Origin of the sequence: Mesorhizobium sp. M0983, from assembly GCF_040318975.1 — a bacterium.
Classification (GTDB): domain Bacteria; phylum Pseudomonadota; class Alphaproteobacteria; order Rhizobiales; family Rhizobiaceae; genus Mesorhizobium.
Genome location: NZ_JAMYNH010000026.1, coordinates 44,454 through 63,238, shown reverse-complemented (window position 1 = coordinate 63,238; position 18,785 = coordinate 44,454). Strand labels below are relative to the sequence as shown.

Here is an 18,785-nt window from a genome sequence, read left to right as displayed (position 1 = left end):
TCGATGACCACCGCAAAGCCGCTCGCTCGCTACAGCGCTATCGAGGGCGCGCTCGCGAGCGGCTTCGCTACCGCCGAGCTACACCACCTGTAGGGACGCGACCTTTGGATGTCTGACATCGATTTGGTCTCCAGTGCTGTTGCATTGGCGGCGAGACCTTGCCGAGCTGAGTTTTTTGCTGCCGCCAGATGCGGCGACAGTCGCTTCGGGATCGAGATCGGTCAATTGAGTTGGGGCCGCGCGCATCGGGCGAAAAGTTATGAACTCAGCGCACGAGGTTCATGATGCCGTCGTCTACCCCGTTCATGTAGCTGCGCGTACCCTGGATGAGATGTTCGGTGAACGCATCGGCCGCCGTGGACGCGATCACGCCCCATGGTCGATAGACGCTGAGATTGAGATCGAGATGGGGCCGGAAATCCCTGATCTCGATCGGTAGATCACGCGCCATCCAGGCGGACAAGCGATCAACGATGGTTACCCCCATGCCGCACGCCACGAGACTGATGCAGGTACTGGAAAGGCTCGATTCCACTTTGAGTGAACGGTTCACCCCACGCTCCACGCACAAGGCGTCGAGTTGCCGCCGCATTGGATCTGATGATCCCATCGAAATGAAGTTGATGCCGTCGAGATCGTCCGCCTGGATGACCTGCAATTGTGAGAGCTTGTGGCCGGCAGGCATCACGCAAACCGGCGGCGTTGCCGTCAAGGCGCGGCGAACGATCGATGGGTTTTCTTCCGATGAGGTAACGCCGATTCCGATGTCCAACTGGTTACGGCTTGCCCGTTGGATAACGGTTATCGAGCTACGGATCTCCAGCGAGATCGTGACTGATGGATGAAGTTTGGAAAAACTGGTGATCAGCGACGGGAGGAGCGTGAGTCCAAAAGCTGGTAATGCACATACGTTCAGCCGGCCGCTGCGGAGTTCACGGATGTCTCTAGCCGCACGCGAAATACCCCGTGCCGACTCAAAAACCCGTTGCACTTCAGCGTGCAGCATATGCGCTTCTGGGGTCGGAATGAGACGTTGCCGGCTCTTCCTGAAGAGCAGAAAGCCGGCCTTCTCCGCAAGATGCTGCAGCATCTTGCTAACTGCCGGTTGCGTGATGTCCAGAGCGTCAGCTGCCTTCGTCGTGGTTCCGTGCAGCATGACCGACGCGAACACCTCGATTTCGCGGGGAGTGAATTCGTCGTGTTTCCCTGGGTCAGCGGTACTTCGATTGCCCATCCAGAACGACCCTTGTTATCAAAAACCAGATCCTTGACGCTAAGGCCAGACGACTGTCCCTACCTAATAACTCTGGGGAATAATCTCATGCAAGCAGGTCATAGCTGGTGAGATAAGTACGTTGCGAGTCGTTCGTATGTGGGCCCTTTTTGCAGCGGCGAACGTGAGGTGCGTTGTGGCCGACCTGCCGCGAGGATGCGCCCCGCAAGCGTCCCGATCCTGGCACGGCGATCACGCAAAATCAGAGAAAACTCACGGACGCGTGATTCAGCGATCCCACTTGGCACGGATCTCAGCAGGATTTTTGCAACGAGGCTTGAGTTCAACTGCCCGGCAGAGTGAACCGACGATCCTCGGCCGTCTGTGGCGAACAGTTCCCCCGCATGTATGTCTCGACGCATAATGCGATGAAGCGCGACGGCCTCGCAATTTGGCATGCGCGTTACCTCGGGAGAGCGGGCGGACTAGGGACCAATCCAAGAGACACCCCAGCGTCCCTCATGAACACGCGCAATTCGACCGGAGGCGCAAGGCAGAAAGTTCGAAACGGTTCCAAGAACCCCAAGCAAACTGAGCGCCGCAGCGGACGATACGGTTCACGGATATCCCGGCGAACATCCGCACAGCAACGGTCAATATCGGCGGCAGAAGAGCGTCCGAAAAGGGCTGTCGGCGGCTCTGTCATGGGAACGAAAAAAGAAGAGAAGCAGAACTTTCGTGTGCGATTTTTGCACACGGTCTCCCGCACACGAATTTACGCCAGAATACGACCCTTTTCGCCGCGTTTCGATCTCTCAGTGCACACGGAGCGGACACGAAAAAATGGCCACCTACACAAAGCTCTCGTCCGGCTCCTGGCGTGTCCAAGTCGTCGCAAAGGTCGCTACGTTAGCGAGACCTTCCTGCGCCGGGACGACACACGGCGATGGGCAACCGAAACCGAGCGCCAGGTCGATCGCGGTGAGACGCCGACCAAATCACGTACGGCGCGCCTGAAAACCTTCGGCGAACTCATCGACCTTCATATCGACGACATCTGCGATGTAGGCAAGTCCCCTCGCGCTCCAAGGCCGCAGCCCTCGATATGCTGCAAAGACATCTTGGGAAGTGCAACATTTCTGCACTCGATCGCGAACGGCTCATTGCCGTTTCGATCTGGGGAACATCGGCGGCCCCTGGACGGGGATGATTAAGAGAGCCGTAAGTGGTTTCAACACCTATGTCGAGGCGTAGTGGCGTAGCGTGCAAATACAGGAGATCGGCGGTGCCGACGTAAACGGCGCAAGGCGGCGATTATTAGTCTGCTTTAGGTACTGTGATTATCTATGTGGTCCTCGACAGGCCGATACCCTGCTCCACGTATTAGGCTGCGCATATCACGCCGTACAAAGGCGAATCCGCTGCGACAGCTACGAGGGTTGCCCAGCGTCTCTTGATTTTGTACCAAATCCAAGATCGAAAACATGGAGCCTGATTATGGACGACTACGACAATGAAAAAGGCGCAAAGCCTGAAGACGTGCGCGCCTCGTTGAAGGGATGGGCTTGGTTTATTGCTCTGACGTTCGGGATCTTTGGTGCCGCCTACGCTTGGATTGAGGTCTAAGCACGCGCCTTAGGTACGGGGCTTGGAGAGCCGACGCTGGCGCGCTGCAACACCGTCGATAGCGTCGAGTCACTGCGAAGCCCAGCCGCCGCCAGCTTCCGCTCAAAGGCCCGGTGATATGGACCTGTCGGCTCATAGACGATGCGTACGCCGGGCGGGTCCAACCGGCTCGGGCTCAACCAGCTCATGAACGCCTTGTGGCCGCGGCTGTCGTTGGCAAAACGCCGGCTCGCGCCGTCGCTCAGCCTGTGGGCGTCGAGATGGTCTTTCGATATGTCGATCCCGATGGTATCGTTGGTCATCTTTCACTTGTCCTGTGCTTGTCATTCGGAGCCGAACTCCGGGTATCCGTTCAGGCCTCAAGGGAAAGACGAGGGCGATCCGACTCTAGCTCGACCCGCCAACGGTCAGCAATTCCACCGATCCGACCCTCGCCGCTGAGGGAGGGCGGCTACCCTCTCTCAGCGTTCCTTTCTGACCCATTCGGCAGCGAAAGTCATAAGACAAGCAATTCCTCTTCGGGATTGTCAAAGCCAAGGTCCGCAAACACGTTGCCGCCGCTCACTTCGGCGGTGATGTCTTCTGTCATGACTTTGTTCCTTTCCCGTAGTTTTCGCGGTAGTGCGCCTTGGCCGCCTTCAATCGCACTGAGATCGATTTCGTGCTTGGGTGTCTCCCTGCCTTCTTCGACTTCTTCTGGAAGCAATGAAGCACGTTCGGCTACCCCTACGGGATAGGTCTGAACGTTCTCGGCGCCATTCTGCCGCTGGTGTGGTTCAAGTGGCGGGGCTGGCTCTAGTATCGCGACCCCTCTCCTTGATAGGGCAACCAACGAATGAGTCTCGATGAGATCACTCAAGCGACGATCGCTTTTATGCGGGCGCATCAGGCATGGGGCGTTCCGCTGGTGCTCTTGCTGGCCTTCGGGGAATCGTTGGCGTTCATTTCGCTGCTGCTTCCCGCAACCGTGATCCTTGTTGGCGTCGGTTTCCTGATCGGCGAAAGCGGAATCGCGTTCTGGCCCTTATGGCTGGCCGCCATCGTCGGCGCTGCGGTGGGCGACTGGCTGTCATTCTGGATCGGCACTCGCCTGGGCGACAGGGTATCGCACTACTGGCCTCTGTCGCGCTATCCGAACGTCATTCCACGCGGTCACCTCTTCTTCGAGCGATGGGGCGTGGCGGGCGTGTTCTTCGGGCGCTTCTTCGGCCCCTTGCGCGCATCCGTGCCATTGGTCGCGGGCATCTGCGAGATGCCCGTCCTGACCTTCCAGATCGTCAACGTCGCCTCGGCGATCCTATGGGCGACAGGCATACTGGCCCCAGGCGCTTTCGGCCTCAAATGGCTGCAGCAGTGGACGTGACTGGCGCCCGGCGGCGGGCATCTTGTCGATTCGCTTCCCGCCCATGTCAAGGATCTCGAACTGCCAGCCTATAGGATGTGTAGATCAGCCCGGCTGGGTCATAGCAGCCCGAATGCCATTGCAGTGAGGAAGGCCACCACTAGCACCACCAGGACCCCAATAATCAACCAGAAGGCACCCTTGGCGTCCATCCTAACCCTCAATTCACGGTTCTATCGACTATATAGCGCGACGCGTAGAGCCTAGCCAGCGGGCGTTCCATTGGCCGCCGTGGCTTGAGCGGAGACGCGTCCTAGGCTTGCTGGCGGGCGTTTGTGGATAGGGGGCAAATTGGTGCCAGCCGTGGTTTCGGGAGGCCGAAATATACCGCGCAAAAGGCCGCCGCCATACCGTCCTCCAGCGCTTTCGGTCTCAAATGGCTGCAGGCTTGGCTGTAGCGGTATCGCGGCGCGCGAGCAGCTTGTCGATCCGCCTCCCGTCCATATCGAGGATCTCGAAGCGCCAGCCTTCATAGTCAAAGTGCTCACCAGCTTCCGGAAGGTGACCTAGCTGGGACAAGGCGAACCCGGCGATCGTGTGAAAATCACCCTCTGCCGCTCCTGACCGAAAGCCCAGGCGAGCGAAGGCATCGTGCGCCAGCATCATGCCGTCGATCAGCAAGGAACCGTCATCACGCTCGACGACATCGGGGTCTTCACCGTCCAGGTCCGGAAGGTCGCCTGCGATGGCTTCGAGTAAGTCGGTCTGGGTGACGATGCCCTCCAGGGCGCCATATTCGTCGATGACGATCGCCAGACGCACCGGCGCCCGCTTGAACTGATCGAGGACGCGGAATATTGGCGTTCCTTCGTGGACGATCACGGGGTCGCGGATGACCGCCATTGGATCGAGCGTTTTCCCGTCGAGCACTTGGTCGAGGAGATCCTTCTTCAGGATCATGCCGAGCGGTTCGTCGATCCCGCCACGGCCGACCAGAAGCTGTTCATGGCGACATTCGCGGATGGTGCGCAGAACCTCGTCCGGGCTGTCGTCAGTGTCGATCCAGTCGATATCGCGGCGCGGCGTCATGATGTCGGCGATGCGCCGATCGCCGATGTTGAAGACGCGCTCGACCAGTTCCTGTTGAGTCTGGTGAAGCAGCCCTGCCTCCTGACTTGCCGCCACGAGCAGCTTCAACTCTTCGGGTGAATGCAAGGACTCCTCCCCTGTGCCCGGCCGCAGACCGCACAGACGCAGCACCAGATTGCCGAGACCGTTCAGAGCGAGAATCGCCGGCCTGAGCAGAAAAAGGAACAGGCCGAGCGGGCGAACGACCCAGAGTGCGGTGCCCTCGCTGCGCTGAAGCGCCAGGCTTTTCGGCGCCAGTTCCCCCAGGACAATGTGAAGAGCGGTGATGATGATGAAGGCGATTGCGACGGCGATCGTATGCGAAGCTGCCGTAGCCAGGGACCCCATTACCCCCAAGAGGAGTGGCTCGATCAGATGGGCGAGTGCGGGCTCACCAACCCAGCCGAGCGCCAGCGATGAAATGGTGATGCCGAGCTGGGTCGCGGCCAGATTGGCATCGAGATTGACCAAGGCTTTTTGAAGCCGCCCGGCGTTCAAGCGCCCGGCAGTTGCAAGCTCGTCGACGCGGCTGCGGCGTACCGCTACCAGGGCAAACTCGGCGGCGACAAAGAAGCCGTTTGCGCCTACGAGTACGAGAACCAACAAAATTCCAAGAATGTCGCGTAGACTACCATCGTCCGCCCGCATGATATCCTCTGTATGAAAAAGCTACGGTCATCTCTGAAGCGTATTTGGCGCTATCGCGCAACCGCCGTTCGGCCTTGAACATCATTGCGGAGCTATCACGGTAGCGTCGCTGACTGCCGGTCAATGAGAGGCAGAATGACCAAATCCTCTCTGCAGACCTGTCCTATCATAAAGCCCGCCGGCGTAAGCGGCGGGCGAGATCAGACAGAAAAATGAACCGGTATGCCGGCCGAGCTCAAACTGGCTTCTCGGGGATCAAAGTCAATGGCAGCGCTGCGGACAGATCGCCTTTGATCCAGTGATTTAGTAAAATCACCGCGATCCCGGCGAGGATCGCCAGCACTATCATCCAAATGATCTTCTGAAGATCGGTCATCTCATCATCTCCCGAGGCGCACCGTAGGGCCTGGTGCGAGCCAGCATCCGGTCTCGTCGCGGTTGAACTCAGTATGAATAGCCACCCCGGACATCGCGGCTCACCATCCTGAAGGTCGCGCTGGCGCGCTAGCGGACTCTTATCCACGTTTATCGCCGTTCGTCCGAATTACTTCTCGCGGCCGGTAACCGGACGTTCTCCCGTCGCAGAAGCCGTTGAACAATTGAGCCCTTTGCGAGTAACTTTTCCGACTGCTTGACCTTCACGATTCGATCTTAGGCCTATGGACCGAGCGTTTTGAGGCGGCGCACATCATCGGCGGTCTCAGCCAACAGCCAGTCACGGAATGTCGCAATTTTAGGGAGCATCGACGTCGCCTTGGGGCAGACGATCCAGTAGGTCTTGGACAATCGCAGAGCCGTGGCGAATGGTCTTACGAGGCGCCCGTTGATGAGGTCCCAAGCCGCAAGCGTGGTGCGGGCGAGTGCAACACCTTGGCCGTCGACAGCGGCGTCTATGACCATGCTGGCGCGGTTCAAGACCGGTCCGTGGGAGAGATCGGTATCGACCACGCCGGCGGCCTCGAGCCATTCCGACCAATCCTTTCGGTCATCAAGATGCAGCAAAGGAAATTTCAGCACATCGGACGGCTCGCGCATCCGCTGGTGAAGCTTGGGACTGCAAACCGCGAACAGTTGCTCGGAGCACAGGCGGACAACATCATGCCCCGCCCAGTTGCCATCGCCATGCCGCACGGCAAGATCGACGTCCTCTCTGGCGAAGTCGACGTGATGCATGGTTGCGGAAATCCTGAGATCGATGTCCGGATGCGTCTCGGCAAACCTGCCAAGGCGGTTTACCAACCACTTGGCGGCGAAGTCGGGAGACGTGCTGACCGTCAGCGCTCCGGCCCGAGATAGATGCTGGATGCGTTGCGTGCCGAGAGCAATACGGTCGAAGGCATCGCGCACCACCTCCAGATAGGAGAGGCCGGCCCGCGTGATGCTCAGCTTTTGACGTTCGCGATCGAACAGCCTGATGCCCAATTCGAGCTCGAGCGCCTTCACCTGATGGCTCACCGCACCCTGCGTCACGGAAAGTTCGTCCGCCGCCCTGGTGAAGCTCTCGTGGCGCGCCGCCGCCTCGAAGGCTTTGAGGGCGTTGAGTGATGGCAGTCGGCGGGCCAATTTCGCACCATGTCATGAGAAAAATTGGGCCAAGCAAGAGAAACCATGCTTTGCGCCCGCAGGCAGATTGGAGCATTTCCGCATCACACGTCAACCAGCGCACTGCGGAAGGATGAGAAATGTTGATTGAGACGCCAAGGCGTTCGGCGCCACAGACAAGTGCCTATCGCGTCATGGAAAATTTCGTGCGCTCGATCGCATCGGTGGCGCGCTGGATCGAAATCCATCGCCAACGGGAACAGCTGGCCGAACTCGAAGACCATCAGCTGGCAGACTTGGGTTTGAGCCCTGCTCAGATTCGGAAGGAATGTGCAATGTGGCCGTGGCAGGCGTAATTCTCGGCTGAGGACGACATCCTCGCGGGCAGCACGCGCTTGCCTTGCTGGATGCGGCAACTGGTGTGGTGACAGCGAGCCTCGATACCTGCGGCGATGCTGACGATGTTTTCTTCGACGGCAAGCGCGATCGAATCTATGGGAGCTGCGGAGACGGCGCGATCGACGCAGTAAGCGCAGCCCAAAAGGGCTCGGGCTGGTCCAAGGTGTGGCAACTTCCAGCGGAGCTCGGACCTCGCTCTTCGTACCGGAACTCGATCGCCTCGTTGTTGCCGCGCATGCTGGATGACTTGGATCCGGGCCGCTATCCTCGAATTCCGCCCTTCGCTATGATGTCGATCAGGCATCGGTCGTCCAAGTCAAATGCCTTCTCAGTTCGACGAGATTTGCCAAACGGCTACGCCAGCTAGAATGAGGCCGGCGATACCTTCGATGGTCCTGGATATGATATCAAACAGGCGTGGCCGGCTGTCGAAGAAATGCACCAGGCGCTCCCGAAACAGGATCGACAACACGGCTACGCAAGACAGCGTCAACGCCACGCCGACCATCATGGTGATTGCGAAGAGGATGCCGGCGACCGGAACGCCTCTGGATATCGCGAAGGTCATCACAAAAAGCGTGAGTGGACACGGGATCAAGCCCGCCATGACGCCGACGGCTTCACCTTCATGCTTGTGGTGATGGCCATGGCTCAAAGCGCGCCAGAGCATCCAGACGCCGATCAGGCCGAGCAGGCCGCGACTGACATCTTCCAGTAGGGGCGCGCGGCCAACACTGCCCAAGGCAATCGATACCAACGGAAGCGAGAGCGCCGCGATCAGCACAGCAATCGTGACATGCGTGAAGGACAGCGTCATAGACACCAGAAGGCCGCGCGAAACCTTTGCGTCCGAACCGGCCAAATACGTTGCCAGAACGGCTTTGCTATGACCCGGCGTCAGGGCATGCGCCGCACCGAATAGCACGCCCATCGGCAGAAAGGCCATGAAGGCCAGCCAGCCGCCGCCGGCCGAAAGCAGTTTAATCTGCTCGGCCAGCGCCAAGTAGATCGTGCGCTGGAATTCGACAAGCATCTGGAACATGGCGATCGAATCGGCTCCGCGTCAACCACACGTCAACTCAAGACGTGTCGCGAAAATCTTGCCGAGATTGGTCCCCGTCGGGTCAGTGAAGAACGCTTCCGTCAGGCTTTTCTGGTTCTGCGCGATCGCCGTGTCGGGATCCGGACGTACGACGGCGCGTGAGCAGCCTTGCGGCAGACCAGCCACCGCAATCTTATCGTCGTCGGTGAAATCGATTGCCGTGTAGAAGGTCGGATCGTATACGCCGATGCTGACTTTTCCATCCAGGGCCAACGGGTCCTTCGGCTGCGTTTCGAACTGGACGACGAGTTGATCGTTTTCATAGCTGACGCTGAATTTCGGCGGCGGCGCCATCGTCACGTCCTTGCCGTTCAAGGTCACCATCTGAAAGTAGTTGTACTCGGCCAGCGAGGCATGGATGGTGAGAGCGACTTCATCGAGTTCCTTGGCGTCAAGGACAAGGTCGGAATTCTTGTCGAATTCCATCAGCACGGTGCTGGAAAAGAGATCGTCGAAACGCCAGAGATGTCGAAGCGACTTGACCGTCTTGTCTGGGCTGACGGTCAGATCCAGCTTCGCTTCGGCAAAGACATGCGGATGGGCGTTCACCATCACGGTGGAAGCTAGCAGCAGTGCCGCGCCTGATACCATGCCTGCCAGTCGCATTTTCACTCGCACTTCATCGTTTCCGGGTTCAGGCAAGACGTCTGCCATTGCAAGCAGGCCGAAATGGGACGGACTCTCTGCGTGCCATCCATGCTGCGTGACTTATACCGGAGCAGCTACCCAAAGTCGCCCTTCAGCGAGTGGTTGAGCACGATCACTGCGAGGCCGGCAAGGAATGCCAGCGCTATCATCCAGATGATCTTTTGCCTATCGCTCAACTTCCTGCTCCGGATCGATGCCGAGGGATGGTTCCTATCGCGAGTTCCTTGCAAACGCAAAAAGTCCGCGTCTCTTGCGAGAGACGAGCCACCGAGGATTGCGGACTGGAATTTCACACACCGTTGCTGCATATCGTCCACATGGCCGAACGGCGCGGAATACTGGCATTTGTGGTTGGCGCGGTCGTCGGTTCGCTTGGCGGACTAATTGGCCTTGGCGGGGCAGAGTTCCGGCTTCCCTTCCTCATCGGGCTGTTCCGGTTTGCCGCTCTTGAAGCGGTAATTCTGAATAAGGCCACCAGTTTGGTGGTGGTTGCGTCTGCACTGCCCTTCCGGGCCGCTACCGTGCCTTTAGCCGCGGTCGCGGCTCATTGGCCGGTCATTCTCAATCTGCTGGCGGGTAGCCTAGCCGGTGCCTGGTTCGGTGCGGGTTGGGCAACAAGGCTCAAATCCGAAACTCTCTATAAGGTGATTTCCGCACTGCTGCTGCTAATCGCCATCGTCTTAGTCTTCGGCCACGATCCGAGCGCAACAAACCTGTCGCCTCTCAGCGGGCCGGCCTTGATCATTGCCGGGATCATCGCCGGCTTCGCCGTCGGCGTCGTGGCGTCGCTGCTAGGTGTGGCCGGTGGGGAACTGCTCATCCCCACGCTCGTCCTGCTTTTCGGGATCGACATCAAGCTTGCCGGGAGCATGTCGCTTGCGGTGAGCCTTCCGACGATGATGGTCGGTTTCACCCGCTATTCGCAGGATAGAAACTTTGCCGTGATCGCGAGGAACAAATCATTCGTGATCCTGATTGCAGCGGGGTCGATTGTCGGAACATGGATCGGCGGCATGTTGCTAGGCATCGTGCCAGAGAAAGTGCTGCTGCCTCTGTTGGCTGCTATCCTCGTCATCTCGGCCTACAAGGTGTGGCGCCACGAGTAGCACCGTCTGAATCACTTGGTCGCCATCGGCCGCCTGTTCACCCCGATTAATCATCGGCTATCGAGCTTGCAATGATCATGCTCGACTTGATCCGGGACCTTGGCGACGTCAAATGGACAAGCTGCTTGCGATTGCCGGCAATCAATATGTAGAGTTTGGAGACTTGCGTTCCCTTTCTGTCTTCGCCGATTTTTTCCGCATCAGTCCGGGCGAAGAAACGCTCCTCGAAAGCCGCACGGTCGACATCGAACAGCCTGATTGAGCAGGTTTGCACGGCCCTGCCGTTCAAGGTGGCTTTTGTCACCGCGATCATGGTTCTGGCAGGCAGGTCGTCGCCAGTCGCCTCCCAGCCCTGGAAAGCATCTACCTCATCGACCGGAGCAAGCGCTGCGTCGCCGGACAGCGGTGTCCATCCGCGTCTTCCGGCTACAGCGGCGGTTCGCTCGAAGTCAGGCCCATGGGCAAGACAAATCCCGTGAAAAGCTTCCAACGCCAGATCGACATTATCGGCATGCGCCAGCGGCGATGTCAGCCACATAGCCGCAAACGCCAGGACAAAAAATGCCTTCGACATTCAGCGCGCCTCAGTCAGGAGAACGGAACAATCCACACGATCAAGATGGACCCTCTGGCAGTTTGGTCAAGAGAGCCAGCAATGACCCTCTTTCAGATCACCGGGCGGCGCGCGCTATCTGCAAGGTGACAGGCGGCAACGCCGCCATGCGGCACCGATCGCAGCATCGGTTCCTCGACCCGGCAGACATCGATCGCCACCGGACAGCGCGTGTTGAACCGGCACCCCGGAGGCGGCGCGCTGGGACTTGGCGGATCGCCGGCGAGAATGATCCGGCGGCGCCCGGCTTCGATGCGAGGATCGGGAGAAGGAACAGCCGACAGCAGCGCCTGGCTGTAGGGATGGGCCGGCTCGCGAAACAGCGGGCGGGTCAGGCCGGCTTCCGAGATGCGGCCGAGATACATCACCGTCACGTTCGAGCAGACCTCGCGCACGATCGCCAGATCATGCGCGACAATGACAATGGTCAGGCCAAGCTGTTTCTGCAGCGACGTGAACAGGTTGACGATCTGCGCCCGGATCGAAACGTCGAGCGCGCTAAGTGGCTCATCGCATACCAGTATGGACGGCTTCAGCGCGAGCGCGCGCGCAATCGAAACGCGCTGGCGCTGACCGCCGGAAAGCGAGCGTGGAAGCCGATCGAGCACCGTCTCAGGCAGCGCAACCAGATCCAGAAGCTCGGCGATGCGGCGCCGGCGCTCGACTGATGAACCGAAGCGATGGATCTGCAGCGGTTCCTCCAATGTCTGAAAGACGGACTGGCGGCGGCTCATCGACCCCAAGGGGTCCTGGAAGACGAACTGGACCTCGCGGCTGAACGACTTCCTGTCCGATTTCAACCATTCGGCGCGATTCCTTCCTCCAATCAGAACGGTACCTTCGCTCTCCTTCTGCAAACCGACGATGGTACGGGCCAGCGTGGTCTTGCCGCAGCCGGACTCGCCGACGATGCCGTGGAACGCGCCGCGCGCGACCGTCAGGTCTATGCCATCGACCGCCCGCACCGCGCCGGCACCCGAACGGTTGGCGAAATGCACCTTCAATCCCCTGACCTCGATCGCCGCGGCATCAGACATGGACGGCGATCCCCTCTCGTTTCAGCACGACCGGGCAAGCGACACGGTGCGGGCTTGTGGACGCGGATATCGTCTGCAGAGGCGGCCGGTGTAGCCGGCAACCAGCCTCGACCAGTTCGCAGCGCTCGGCAAACCGGCAACCCGGTTCCAGCCGGATCTGGTTTGGCGGCAGGCCCGGTATCTCGCGGGTCGCCGCGCGTTCGTCGGCGCGAAAATCCGGCACCGATGCGAGCAGCCCGCGCGTATAGGGATGGACCGGCCGGGTCAGCACATCCATCGCCGTCCCCTCCTCCGCCACCTGGCCGGCGTAAAGCACGATGACGCGATCGGCGACGGAAGCGACCACGCCGATATCGTGCGTGATCAGCACGACCGCGATGCCATCCTCGCGCTGGATCTGACGGATGAGCTCCAGGATTTGCGCCTGGACCGTGGCGTCCAGCGCCGTTGTCGGCTCGTCGGCAATCAGCACGCGCGGCCGCGCCGCAAGCGCCAGCGCGATCATCGCACGCTGAAGCATGCCGCCCGACATTTCGTGCGGATAGCGGTTGTAGCGATCCTCGGGGTCCGGAATGCCTGAGCGCGCCAGAAGCGAAACCGCTTGCCTGCGCGCAGCCGCACGCGACAGGCCGGCGAAGCGGCGCGCCTGGCGTGCCAGCTGCGGGCCGATTTTCAGCATCGGGTTCAACGCGCTCATCGGGTCCTGGAAAATCACGCCGAAATAGCGCCCGCGCAGGTCCGACAATTGCCGGGAACCGATGCTGAGTAGTTCGCTTCCGTCGGCTCGCGCTGACCCTTTCATGTCCACGGTCACGCCCTCGGGCAGCAGGCCGAGCGGACCGAGCGTCATGACGGTCTTTCCCGAACCGCTTTCGCCGACGACCGCGACCGTTTCTCCGGGACGGACGTTGAACGACACCCCGTCCACCGCCCGCACCGAAACGGTGGTGGCGTAAAGATCGATGACCAAATTTTCGATCGCATAGAGCGGCTGATTGTCACTCATGCTGAAGTCGTCCCGGTTTCGACGGCGTTGCGTTCCGTCTCTTCACGGGCGCGCGCCAGTTTTCTTTTACGCAGCGTTCTGCCGCGAACCGGTCGTGGCACCTTTTGCAGCGCGAAGGCTTCGCCAAGCAGATTGAAGCTGACGACGACAAGTGTCAGTGCGAGCCCTGGCAGCACGACAAGGCGTGGAACCTCCTCGATGTAGCTCATGCCGTCGACGAGCATCTGGCCCCACTCCGGCGTTGGCGGCGCGACGCCAAGTCCAAGAAAGCTGAGGGTAGCGATGGCCAGGACAAGAGCGCCGGCGTCGGCGCTTGCATAGACGACGACCAGGGCAAGTACATGCGGCAGGATATGGCGGACAAAGATCCAGAGATGGCCGGCGCCCATGACGCGGGCCGCCTCGATATAGGGCTGCTGCAGCTCGGCGGTGACGACGGCGCGGCTCATGCGGGCATAGTTCGCCCACCACGCCAAGGTGAGCGCTGTGATCATCGACCAATAGCCCGTGCCCAGAATGCCGATCAACGCCAGCGCGATCACCAGACTCGGAAGTGCCAGCGCAATATCGATGATGCTGATAAGGACGAGCTCGACACGGCCGCCGACATAGCCGGCGAAGGAGCCGATCGTGACCCCGATCGCCAGCGCGGCGACAAGCACGATCACCATCGCCACCAGGGAAATGCGGGCGCCACCGACGATGCGGCTCAAGACGTCACGGCCGAGATAGTCGGTGCCGAGCCAGTGGCTCCAGCTCACGCCCTCCAGTGTCGCCGAATAGTCCTGCGCGCTTGGATCGTAAGGCATGATTACCGGAGCGAAGATGCCGACCAGCACAAAGCCGATGACGGGAAGCAGCACCAGCCACGGCCAGTCCTTGATGTCCCTGATAGCAGCAATGTTCATTGCCTCATGCTCCCCGCGCGCGGCGCATTCGCGGATCCGCGACGATGCAGATCATGTCGACGATGAAATTGACCATGACGAAAAAGACGACAAACAGCAGCAGCACCGACTGCATGCCTATGAAGTCGCGGAAGCGTATCGCCTCGATGAAAAAGGCACCGACGCCGCGCAATGCAAATACCGTCTCGACGACGATCGATCCGATGATCATCAGCGTGAATTGCGCCCCGAATGTCGTCAGGAACGGAATGGCGATGTTGGGCAGCGCCTCGCGCAGCAGCACCTGCGTCCTGGTGTAGCCCTTGGCAAAACCCGTTGTCGCAAACGGCCGCGACATCGCTTCCTGGAGGTTGACCCGAACGACGCGGCTCAGCACGGACGCCGGGAACAACGCGATCGTCACCCATGGCAGAAGCCACGAGGTGAGGCCGCTTGTCCCGAAGGTGGGCACCCAGCCCAGCATGACCGAAAACACGATGACCAGCAGCGCCGCCACGAAGAAGTTGGGGGTCGACGCGCCGATCAACGAAAATGCGTGCAGGAATCTGTCCATCACGCCGCCATTGCTGACGGCGCCAGCGATGCCAAGCGTGATCGACAGGATGAAGGCGAGAACGCCGCCGCCGGCAAGCAGAGCCGCCGTCATCGGAATGCGGGCGGCAAACTCCCGAGAAATCGGCTTTCCCGTTCGCAGCGATATGCCGAAATCGCCGGCCAGCGCGCTGGCCAGCCAGCGTCCATAGCGGATCGGCAGCGGGTCATGAAGGCCAAGCTCGTTGCCGATCTTGGTTATCATTTCGGCGTCCGCGCCGGGACCCGCCGCACGCTCGGCAATCAGTGCTGCAACATTACCCGGCGCCGCCGCAACCAGGGCGAATGTCAGCGCGGATGCTGCCAGGATCAATAGGCAGGCAAGCAGCATCCGTCGCAGGATCGTGCTTTTCATCGTCAGGCCTCGCTTGGGCTCGAAGTCTTCAGGCCTTCAGCGTTATCGCCTTGAACGGCAGATCATAGTCGGTCGCCGGGAGCGAGAAATTCTCCGCGCGCGGATTGTGGGCCCACAGTCGCTGGCTGACGACAAGCGGACAGATGGCGGTGTTGTCGTAGAGCCAGTCGTAGAGGGCCTGCATCTTGAGGTCGCGCTCGGCACCGCTCGCCTCGAGCGCAGCCTTGACCACGCCGTCGAGCGCGTCCGAGACGTAGATCTTGCCGTCAGGCCCGCTGTCTGCCGTCGAGACGAAGGCATTGCCAAGGGTTCCGTGAGGGTCATAGGGAGCGCCATAGGTGGTGAAGAAAGCGAGATCATAGTCGAAGGCCGGCCGCCGTTCATGCATGGTGGCATTGTCCACCGAGGACACTTGGACCTGGAAACCGACCTCGGACAACTGACCCTGGATCATTTCGGCGATGCGCCGCGACCCCGGCAGGGATTCTTCGGAAACCAGAAAGTCGATGGTCAGAGGAGAACCGGCCTTGGTCCAGGCGCCGCCGCTGTCGACCCAGCCGCCGTCGGCGAGGATCTTCTTGGCCACCGCCACGTCGCGCACCGGCACGTCATGCCGCTTGCCCGACGAAGGCACGTTTGCCGGGAAGAGATCGGCGGCCGGGTCGGCAAAGCCCTCGAACAGCACCTTGGCGATCGCCGCCCGGTCGATCGATGCATAGACGGCGTCGCGGACGGCCTTGTCGGCGATGATCTTCGATTTCGGCGAATAGCCGAGCAGCATCGTCGCGGTGCCCGGCTCGGCTACGACCTTCATGCCGTCGCTTTCCAGCGCACGGGCGCGGCGCGGCGACAGCGTCGCCACCCAGTCGCCACCGATGACATCGAGGTCGCCTGAGCGCAGACCATTGGCGCGAGCGAGCTCATCTGGAACCACTTTCAATTCCATGCGGCTGAAGAGCGGCTTCTCGCCCCAGTATTTGTCGTTGCGAACGAGGCTGGTGCCACTCGAATCATACTTTTCGACGATCCACGGACCGGTGCCGATCGGCGCCGTCTGCTTGCCATCCTTGTCGACTGCCTTGGGCGACAGAAAACGAACTGGGCGGACGATGGTGAGTTCAAGCAATGCGGCCGGCACCGGCCGCTTCAGCTTGACCGTCAACTTGTTCGGCCCGTCGGTGACGATGCTGTCGTACGCATCGGAGACGCCAATCCAGGAGAAGTCACTCACCCCCATCCAGCGCTTGAGGTTCCATTCGGCTGCGGTGGAATCGAAGGGCGTGCCGTCGCTGAAGGTCACGCCTTCACGCAGATCGAAGGCGATCGAAAGCTGATCGTCGGCGACTGTCCATTTGGTGGCAAGTCCCGGCTCAAGCGCACCGTTCTGGCCGTAGTGGATCAGCGCATCGAAGACGATGGTGTAGGTGCTCAGCGTTGAAACATTCTGCAGCAGGTCTAGATCGCCGGTCTCCGCAGCGATGGCAATCTTCAGCGTTTCATGCGTTTCGGAAAAGGCGCTGCGCGGAAAGGCGGCGACGAAGGCGAGGCCAGCGGTGGAGGCGAGAAAATTGCGGCGGTCGAGAGTGATCATTTTTCAGTTCCCCATTTTTGATTGATTTTGAATCATCCTAATTCGGATATGCGATATGTCTATACTTATTCGGTTTGCGTCGCTCGAAAACAAGGTCAGAAGCGATGGTCACGGATATGTTGCCACGAGCCGCTACATCCAGCTCAGCGTCATCGCCGCCAGCGCGAGGTAGCGGCCGACCTTCGCGATCGTGACGATCGCAAGGAAGCTCCAGAATGGCTCTCGCAGCGCTCCCGCCACAACCGTCAGCGGATCGCCAACGAATGGCAACCAGCTCAACAGCAGCGACCATCGTCCATAGCGCTGATACCATCGCGTCGCGCGCGTCAGCGCGGAGGGCTTCACCGGGAACCATTTGCGGTCGCGAAAGCGATCGACGCCCCGGCCGAGCCACCAGTTCACGATCGAGCCGAGCACATTGCCGGCGCTTGCGGAGGCGATGAGCGGAGTCGGGGCATAGCTTTCTGTCAGAAGCAGTCCCGCAAGGGCTGCTTCCGATTGCATCGGCAGGATGGTCGCCGCCGCGAACGCGGTCAGAAATAGACCAACATAGATGGCGAGCTCGCCAGGCATGTTGAGTTCTCAGCTTGTCTTGGGCCATTTCGGGTGCCGATCATCGACGACATAGCCATGCGAATGCTCGTAGCCTGCTTCCGACCATACCGCGTCGCCGATGTGCCGGTCGTCCTCAGGCAGATCGACATGCGTATGCACAAGCACGTCGGGATCGTGTTTCGGCCAGAGCCAGACTGCGGCAGCCAGGGCGACGGCGCCTATGACGCCGAGCAGAATGAATGTGAAAGGCAATCCCATTGCCGCACCGACGCGACCGGCAATGGGATAGGTAATCAACCAGCAGGCATGCGAAAGCGCGAATTGGGCAGCAAACAGAGCCGGCCGGTCGACGGCATCGGCGGAACGCCTGATCAATCGGCCCGAAGGCGTCTGCGCCAGCGAATAGCCGAGCCCGAGCACGAACCAGAGCGCCAGTAGCAGATAGTAACTGCCGGCGAGAGGTCCCACCAGCACGCCCACGACCAGGATCGCGGCGCCCGAGAGCATCGCAAGCCGGTCGGGGACGTTCTCGAGCAGCCGCGGCAGGGCAAGAGCTGCAATCATCGATCCACCGCCGAACGCTGCGAGCGCCAGCGCCGTGTCACTTTGCGAAAGGCCGAACTGTGCCTGAACCAGGACGACCGTGTTGACGATCACCATCGCGCTTGCCGCCGCGACGGCAACGTTAAGGGCCAGCAGCCCGCGCAACCGCGGCGTCGCCAGATAGATGCGCAATCCGCGCGTGGTACGATCGTAAACGCCGCGCTGCTGCGACGGTTTAGGGCTCGGCAGGACCACCGACACCACCAGCGCCGCCGAGGCGAGAAAGCCGATAACCGTACCGGCAAACAGGCTATGGAAGCTGATGACGGAAAGCAGCGCCGCCGCCAGCATGGGACTGACGACGCTTTCCAGGTCGTAGGCCAGTCGCGACAGCGACAGGGCTCGCGTGTAGTCCTTCTCCTCGGGCAGCACGTCAGGAATAGAGGCCTGGAAGGCCGGAGTGAAGCCTGCCGACGCCGACTGCAGGACGAAGATGAGAAGATATACCTGCCAGACTTCGGTGACAAAGGGCAGGAACACCGCGACTGCAGCCCGGATGAGGTCGAGCGAAACCAGCATGGTACGGCGTGGCAGGCGCTCTGCGAACGCAGCAGCGACAGGCGCCACGCCGACATAGGCGATCATCTTGATGGCAAGTGCCGTGCCGAGCACCGCGCCGGCATCGGCGCCGGCAAGATCATAGGCCAGCAGCCCGAGCGCCACGGTGGCAAGGCCAGTGCCGATCAGGGCGATGACCTGGGCCAGGAAGAGATGACGGTAAGTGCGATTGGCCAGGACCTGAAGCATATTTTGCCTTCTTGCAGCGGATTGG

Annotated in this window: 20 protein-coding genes; 4 read left to right on the top strand and 16 right to left on the bottom strand. The window is 60.5% G+C overall.

Translation table 11 applies throughout. The features are described from left to right. Nucleotides 1-265: 265 nt before the first annotated feature. Nucleotides 266-1,234 carry a LysR family transcriptional regulator gene (locus NKH71_RS29075; RefSeq protein ID WP_352895650.1) on the bottom strand — a complete coding sequence of 323 codons (969 nt, stop codon included), beginning with the start codon at nucleotides 1,232-1,234 and terminating at the stop codon, nucleotides 266-268. Between the two features lie 1,476 nt (nucleotides 1,235-2,710). Between NKH71_RS29075 and NKH71_RS29070 the strand changes: the two genes are divergently transcribed. Beyond that, a complete protein-coding gene (locus NKH71_RS29070) occupies nucleotides 2,711-2,839 on the top strand; it encodes a hypothetical protein (protein ID WP_352895648.1) in 129 nt (42 codons plus the stop codon). Here the strand turns inward: NKH71_RS29070 and NKH71_RS29065 are convergent. Both NKH71_RS29065 and NKH71_RS29060 read right to left on the bottom strand, forming a co-directional pair. Continuing rightward, a complete protein-coding gene (locus NKH71_RS29065) occupies nucleotides 2,836-3,141 on the bottom strand; it encodes a hypothetical protein (RefSeq protein ID WP_352895646.1) in 306 nt (101 codons plus the stop codon). The genes NKH71_RS29070 and NKH71_RS29065 overlap by 4 nt on opposite strands. A gap of 194 nt (nucleotides 3,142-3,335) precedes the next feature. Continuing rightward, nucleotides 3,336-3,698, bottom strand: coding sequence for a hypothetical protein (locus NKH71_RS29060; RefSeq protein WP_352895662.1), 363 nt, complete (start codon nucleotides 3,696-3,698; stop codon nucleotides 3,336-3,338). Here NKH71_RS29060 and NKH71_RS29055 point away from each other — a divergent pair. Continuing rightward, nucleotides 3,675-4,202, top strand: coding sequence for a DedA family protein (locus NKH71_RS29055; protein ID WP_352895644.1), 528 nt, complete (start codon nucleotides 3,675-3,677; stop codon nucleotides 4,200-4,202). The genes NKH71_RS29060 and NKH71_RS29055 overlap by 24 nt on opposite strands. A gap of 411 nt (nucleotides 4,203-4,613) precedes the next feature. On the opposite strand, the gene NKH71_RS29050 is transcribed toward NKH71_RS29055, so the two are convergent. The 3 genes from NKH71_RS29050 to NKH71_RS29040 form a co-directional block, all read right to left on the bottom strand. Then, entirely contained in the window at nucleotides 4,614-5,957 is a 1,344-nt protein-coding gene (locus NKH71_RS29050; RefSeq protein ID WP_352895642.1) for a hemolysin family protein, read from the bottom strand. Between the two features lie 235 nt (nucleotides 5,958-6,192). Further along, nucleotides 6,193-6,333, bottom strand: a complete 141-nt coding sequence (locus NKH71_RS29045) for a hypothetical protein (RefSeq protein WP_352538286.1) — start codon at nucleotides 6,331-6,333, stop codon at nucleotides 6,193-6,195. Between the two features lie 281 nt (nucleotides 6,334-6,614). Next, nucleotides 6,615-7,520: a transcriptional regulator GcvA gene (locus NKH71_RS29040; protein WP_352895640.1), complete on the bottom strand. Its 906-nt coding sequence runs from the start codon at nucleotides 7,518-7,520 to the stop codon at nucleotides 6,615-6,617. 119 nt (nucleotides 7,521-7,639) lie between these two features. Between NKH71_RS29040 and NKH71_RS29035 the strand changes: the two genes are divergently transcribed. Beyond that, nucleotides 7,640-7,855 carry a DUF1127 domain-containing protein gene (locus NKH71_RS29035; protein ID WP_352895638.1) on the top strand — a complete coding sequence of 72 codons (216 nt, stop codon included), beginning with the start codon at nucleotides 7,640-7,642 and terminating at the stop codon, nucleotides 7,853-7,855. Nucleotides 7,856-8,226: 371 nt separating this feature from the next. On the opposite strand, the gene NKH71_RS29030 is transcribed toward NKH71_RS29035, so the two are convergent. Next, nucleotides 8,227-8,940 carry a HoxN/HupN/NixA family nickel/cobalt transporter gene (locus NKH71_RS29030; protein ID WP_352895636.1) on the bottom strand — a complete coding sequence of 238 codons (714 nt, stop codon included), beginning with the start codon at nucleotides 8,938-8,940 and terminating at the stop codon, nucleotides 8,227-8,229. Nucleotides 8,941-8,961: 21 nt separating this feature from the next. Next, nucleotides 8,962-9,591, bottom strand: a complete 630-nt coding sequence (locus NKH71_RS29025; protein ID WP_352895660.1) for a DUF1007 family protein — start codon at nucleotides 9,589-9,591, stop codon at nucleotides 8,962-8,964. 374 nt (nucleotides 9,592-9,965) lie between these two features. On the opposite strand from NKH71_RS29025, the gene NKH71_RS29020 reads away from it, so the two are divergent. Further along, nucleotides 9,966-10,754, top strand: a complete 789-nt coding sequence (locus NKH71_RS29020) for a sulfite exporter TauE/SafE family protein (RefSeq protein WP_352895659.1) — start codon at nucleotides 9,966-9,968, stop codon at nucleotides 10,752-10,754. A gap of 46 nt (nucleotides 10,755-10,800) precedes the next feature. Here NKH71_RS29020 and NKH71_RS29015 read toward each other — a convergent pair whose 3' ends face one another. From NKH71_RS29015 to NKH71_RS28980, 8 genes are all read right to left on the bottom strand, one after another. Further along, complete coding sequence (locus NKH71_RS29015) at nucleotides 10,801-11,328, bottom strand: hypothetical protein (RefSeq protein WP_352895634.1); 528 nt, start codon at nucleotides 11,326-11,328, stop codon at nucleotides 10,801-10,803. A 92-nt stretch (nucleotides 11,329-11,420) separates the two neighbouring features. Further along, nucleotides 11,421-12,404, bottom strand: a complete 984-nt coding sequence (locus NKH71_RS29010) for an oligopeptide/dipeptide ABC transporter ATP-binding protein (protein ID WP_352895632.1) — start codon at nucleotides 12,402-12,404, stop codon at nucleotides 11,421-11,423. After that, complete coding sequence (locus tag NKH71_RS29005; RefSeq protein WP_352895630.1) at nucleotides 12,397-13,410, bottom strand: ABC transporter ATP-binding protein; 1,014 nt, start codon at nucleotides 13,408-13,410, stop codon at nucleotides 12,397-12,399. The genes NKH71_RS29010 and NKH71_RS29005 overlap by 8 nt, the downstream gene beginning before the upstream one ends. Further along, nucleotides 13,407-14,318 carry an ABC transporter permease gene (locus NKH71_RS29000; RefSeq protein ID WP_352895629.1) on the bottom strand — a complete coding sequence of 304 codons (912 nt, stop codon included), beginning with the start codon at nucleotides 14,316-14,318 and terminating at the stop codon, nucleotides 13,407-13,409. The genes NKH71_RS29005 and NKH71_RS29000 overlap by 4 nt, the downstream gene beginning before the upstream one ends. A 4-nt stretch (nucleotides 14,319-14,322) precedes the next feature. Then, a complete protein-coding gene (locus NKH71_RS28995) occupies nucleotides 14,323-15,264 on the bottom strand; it encodes an ABC transporter permease (protein ID WP_352895627.1) in 942 nt (313 codons plus the stop codon). Nucleotides 15,265-15,292: 28 nt separating this feature from the next. Then, nucleotides 15,293-16,855 carry an ABC transporter substrate-binding protein gene (locus NKH71_RS28990; RefSeq protein WP_352895625.1) on the bottom strand — a complete coding sequence of 521 codons (1,563 nt, stop codon included), beginning with the start codon at nucleotides 16,853-16,855 and terminating at the stop codon, nucleotides 15,293-15,295. 132 nt (nucleotides 16,856-16,987) lie between these two features. Continuing rightward, nucleotides 16,988-17,428, bottom strand: coding sequence for a YqaA family protein (locus NKH71_RS28985; RefSeq protein ID WP_352895623.1), 441 nt, complete (start codon nucleotides 17,426-17,428; stop codon nucleotides 16,988-16,990). Between the two features lie 9 nt (nucleotides 17,429-17,437). Then, nucleotides 17,438-18,760, bottom strand: coding sequence for an MFS transporter (locus NKH71_RS28980; RefSeq protein WP_352895621.1), 1,323 nt, complete (start codon nucleotides 18,758-18,760; stop codon nucleotides 17,438-17,440). Nucleotides 18,761-18,785 lie beyond the last annotated feature (25 nt).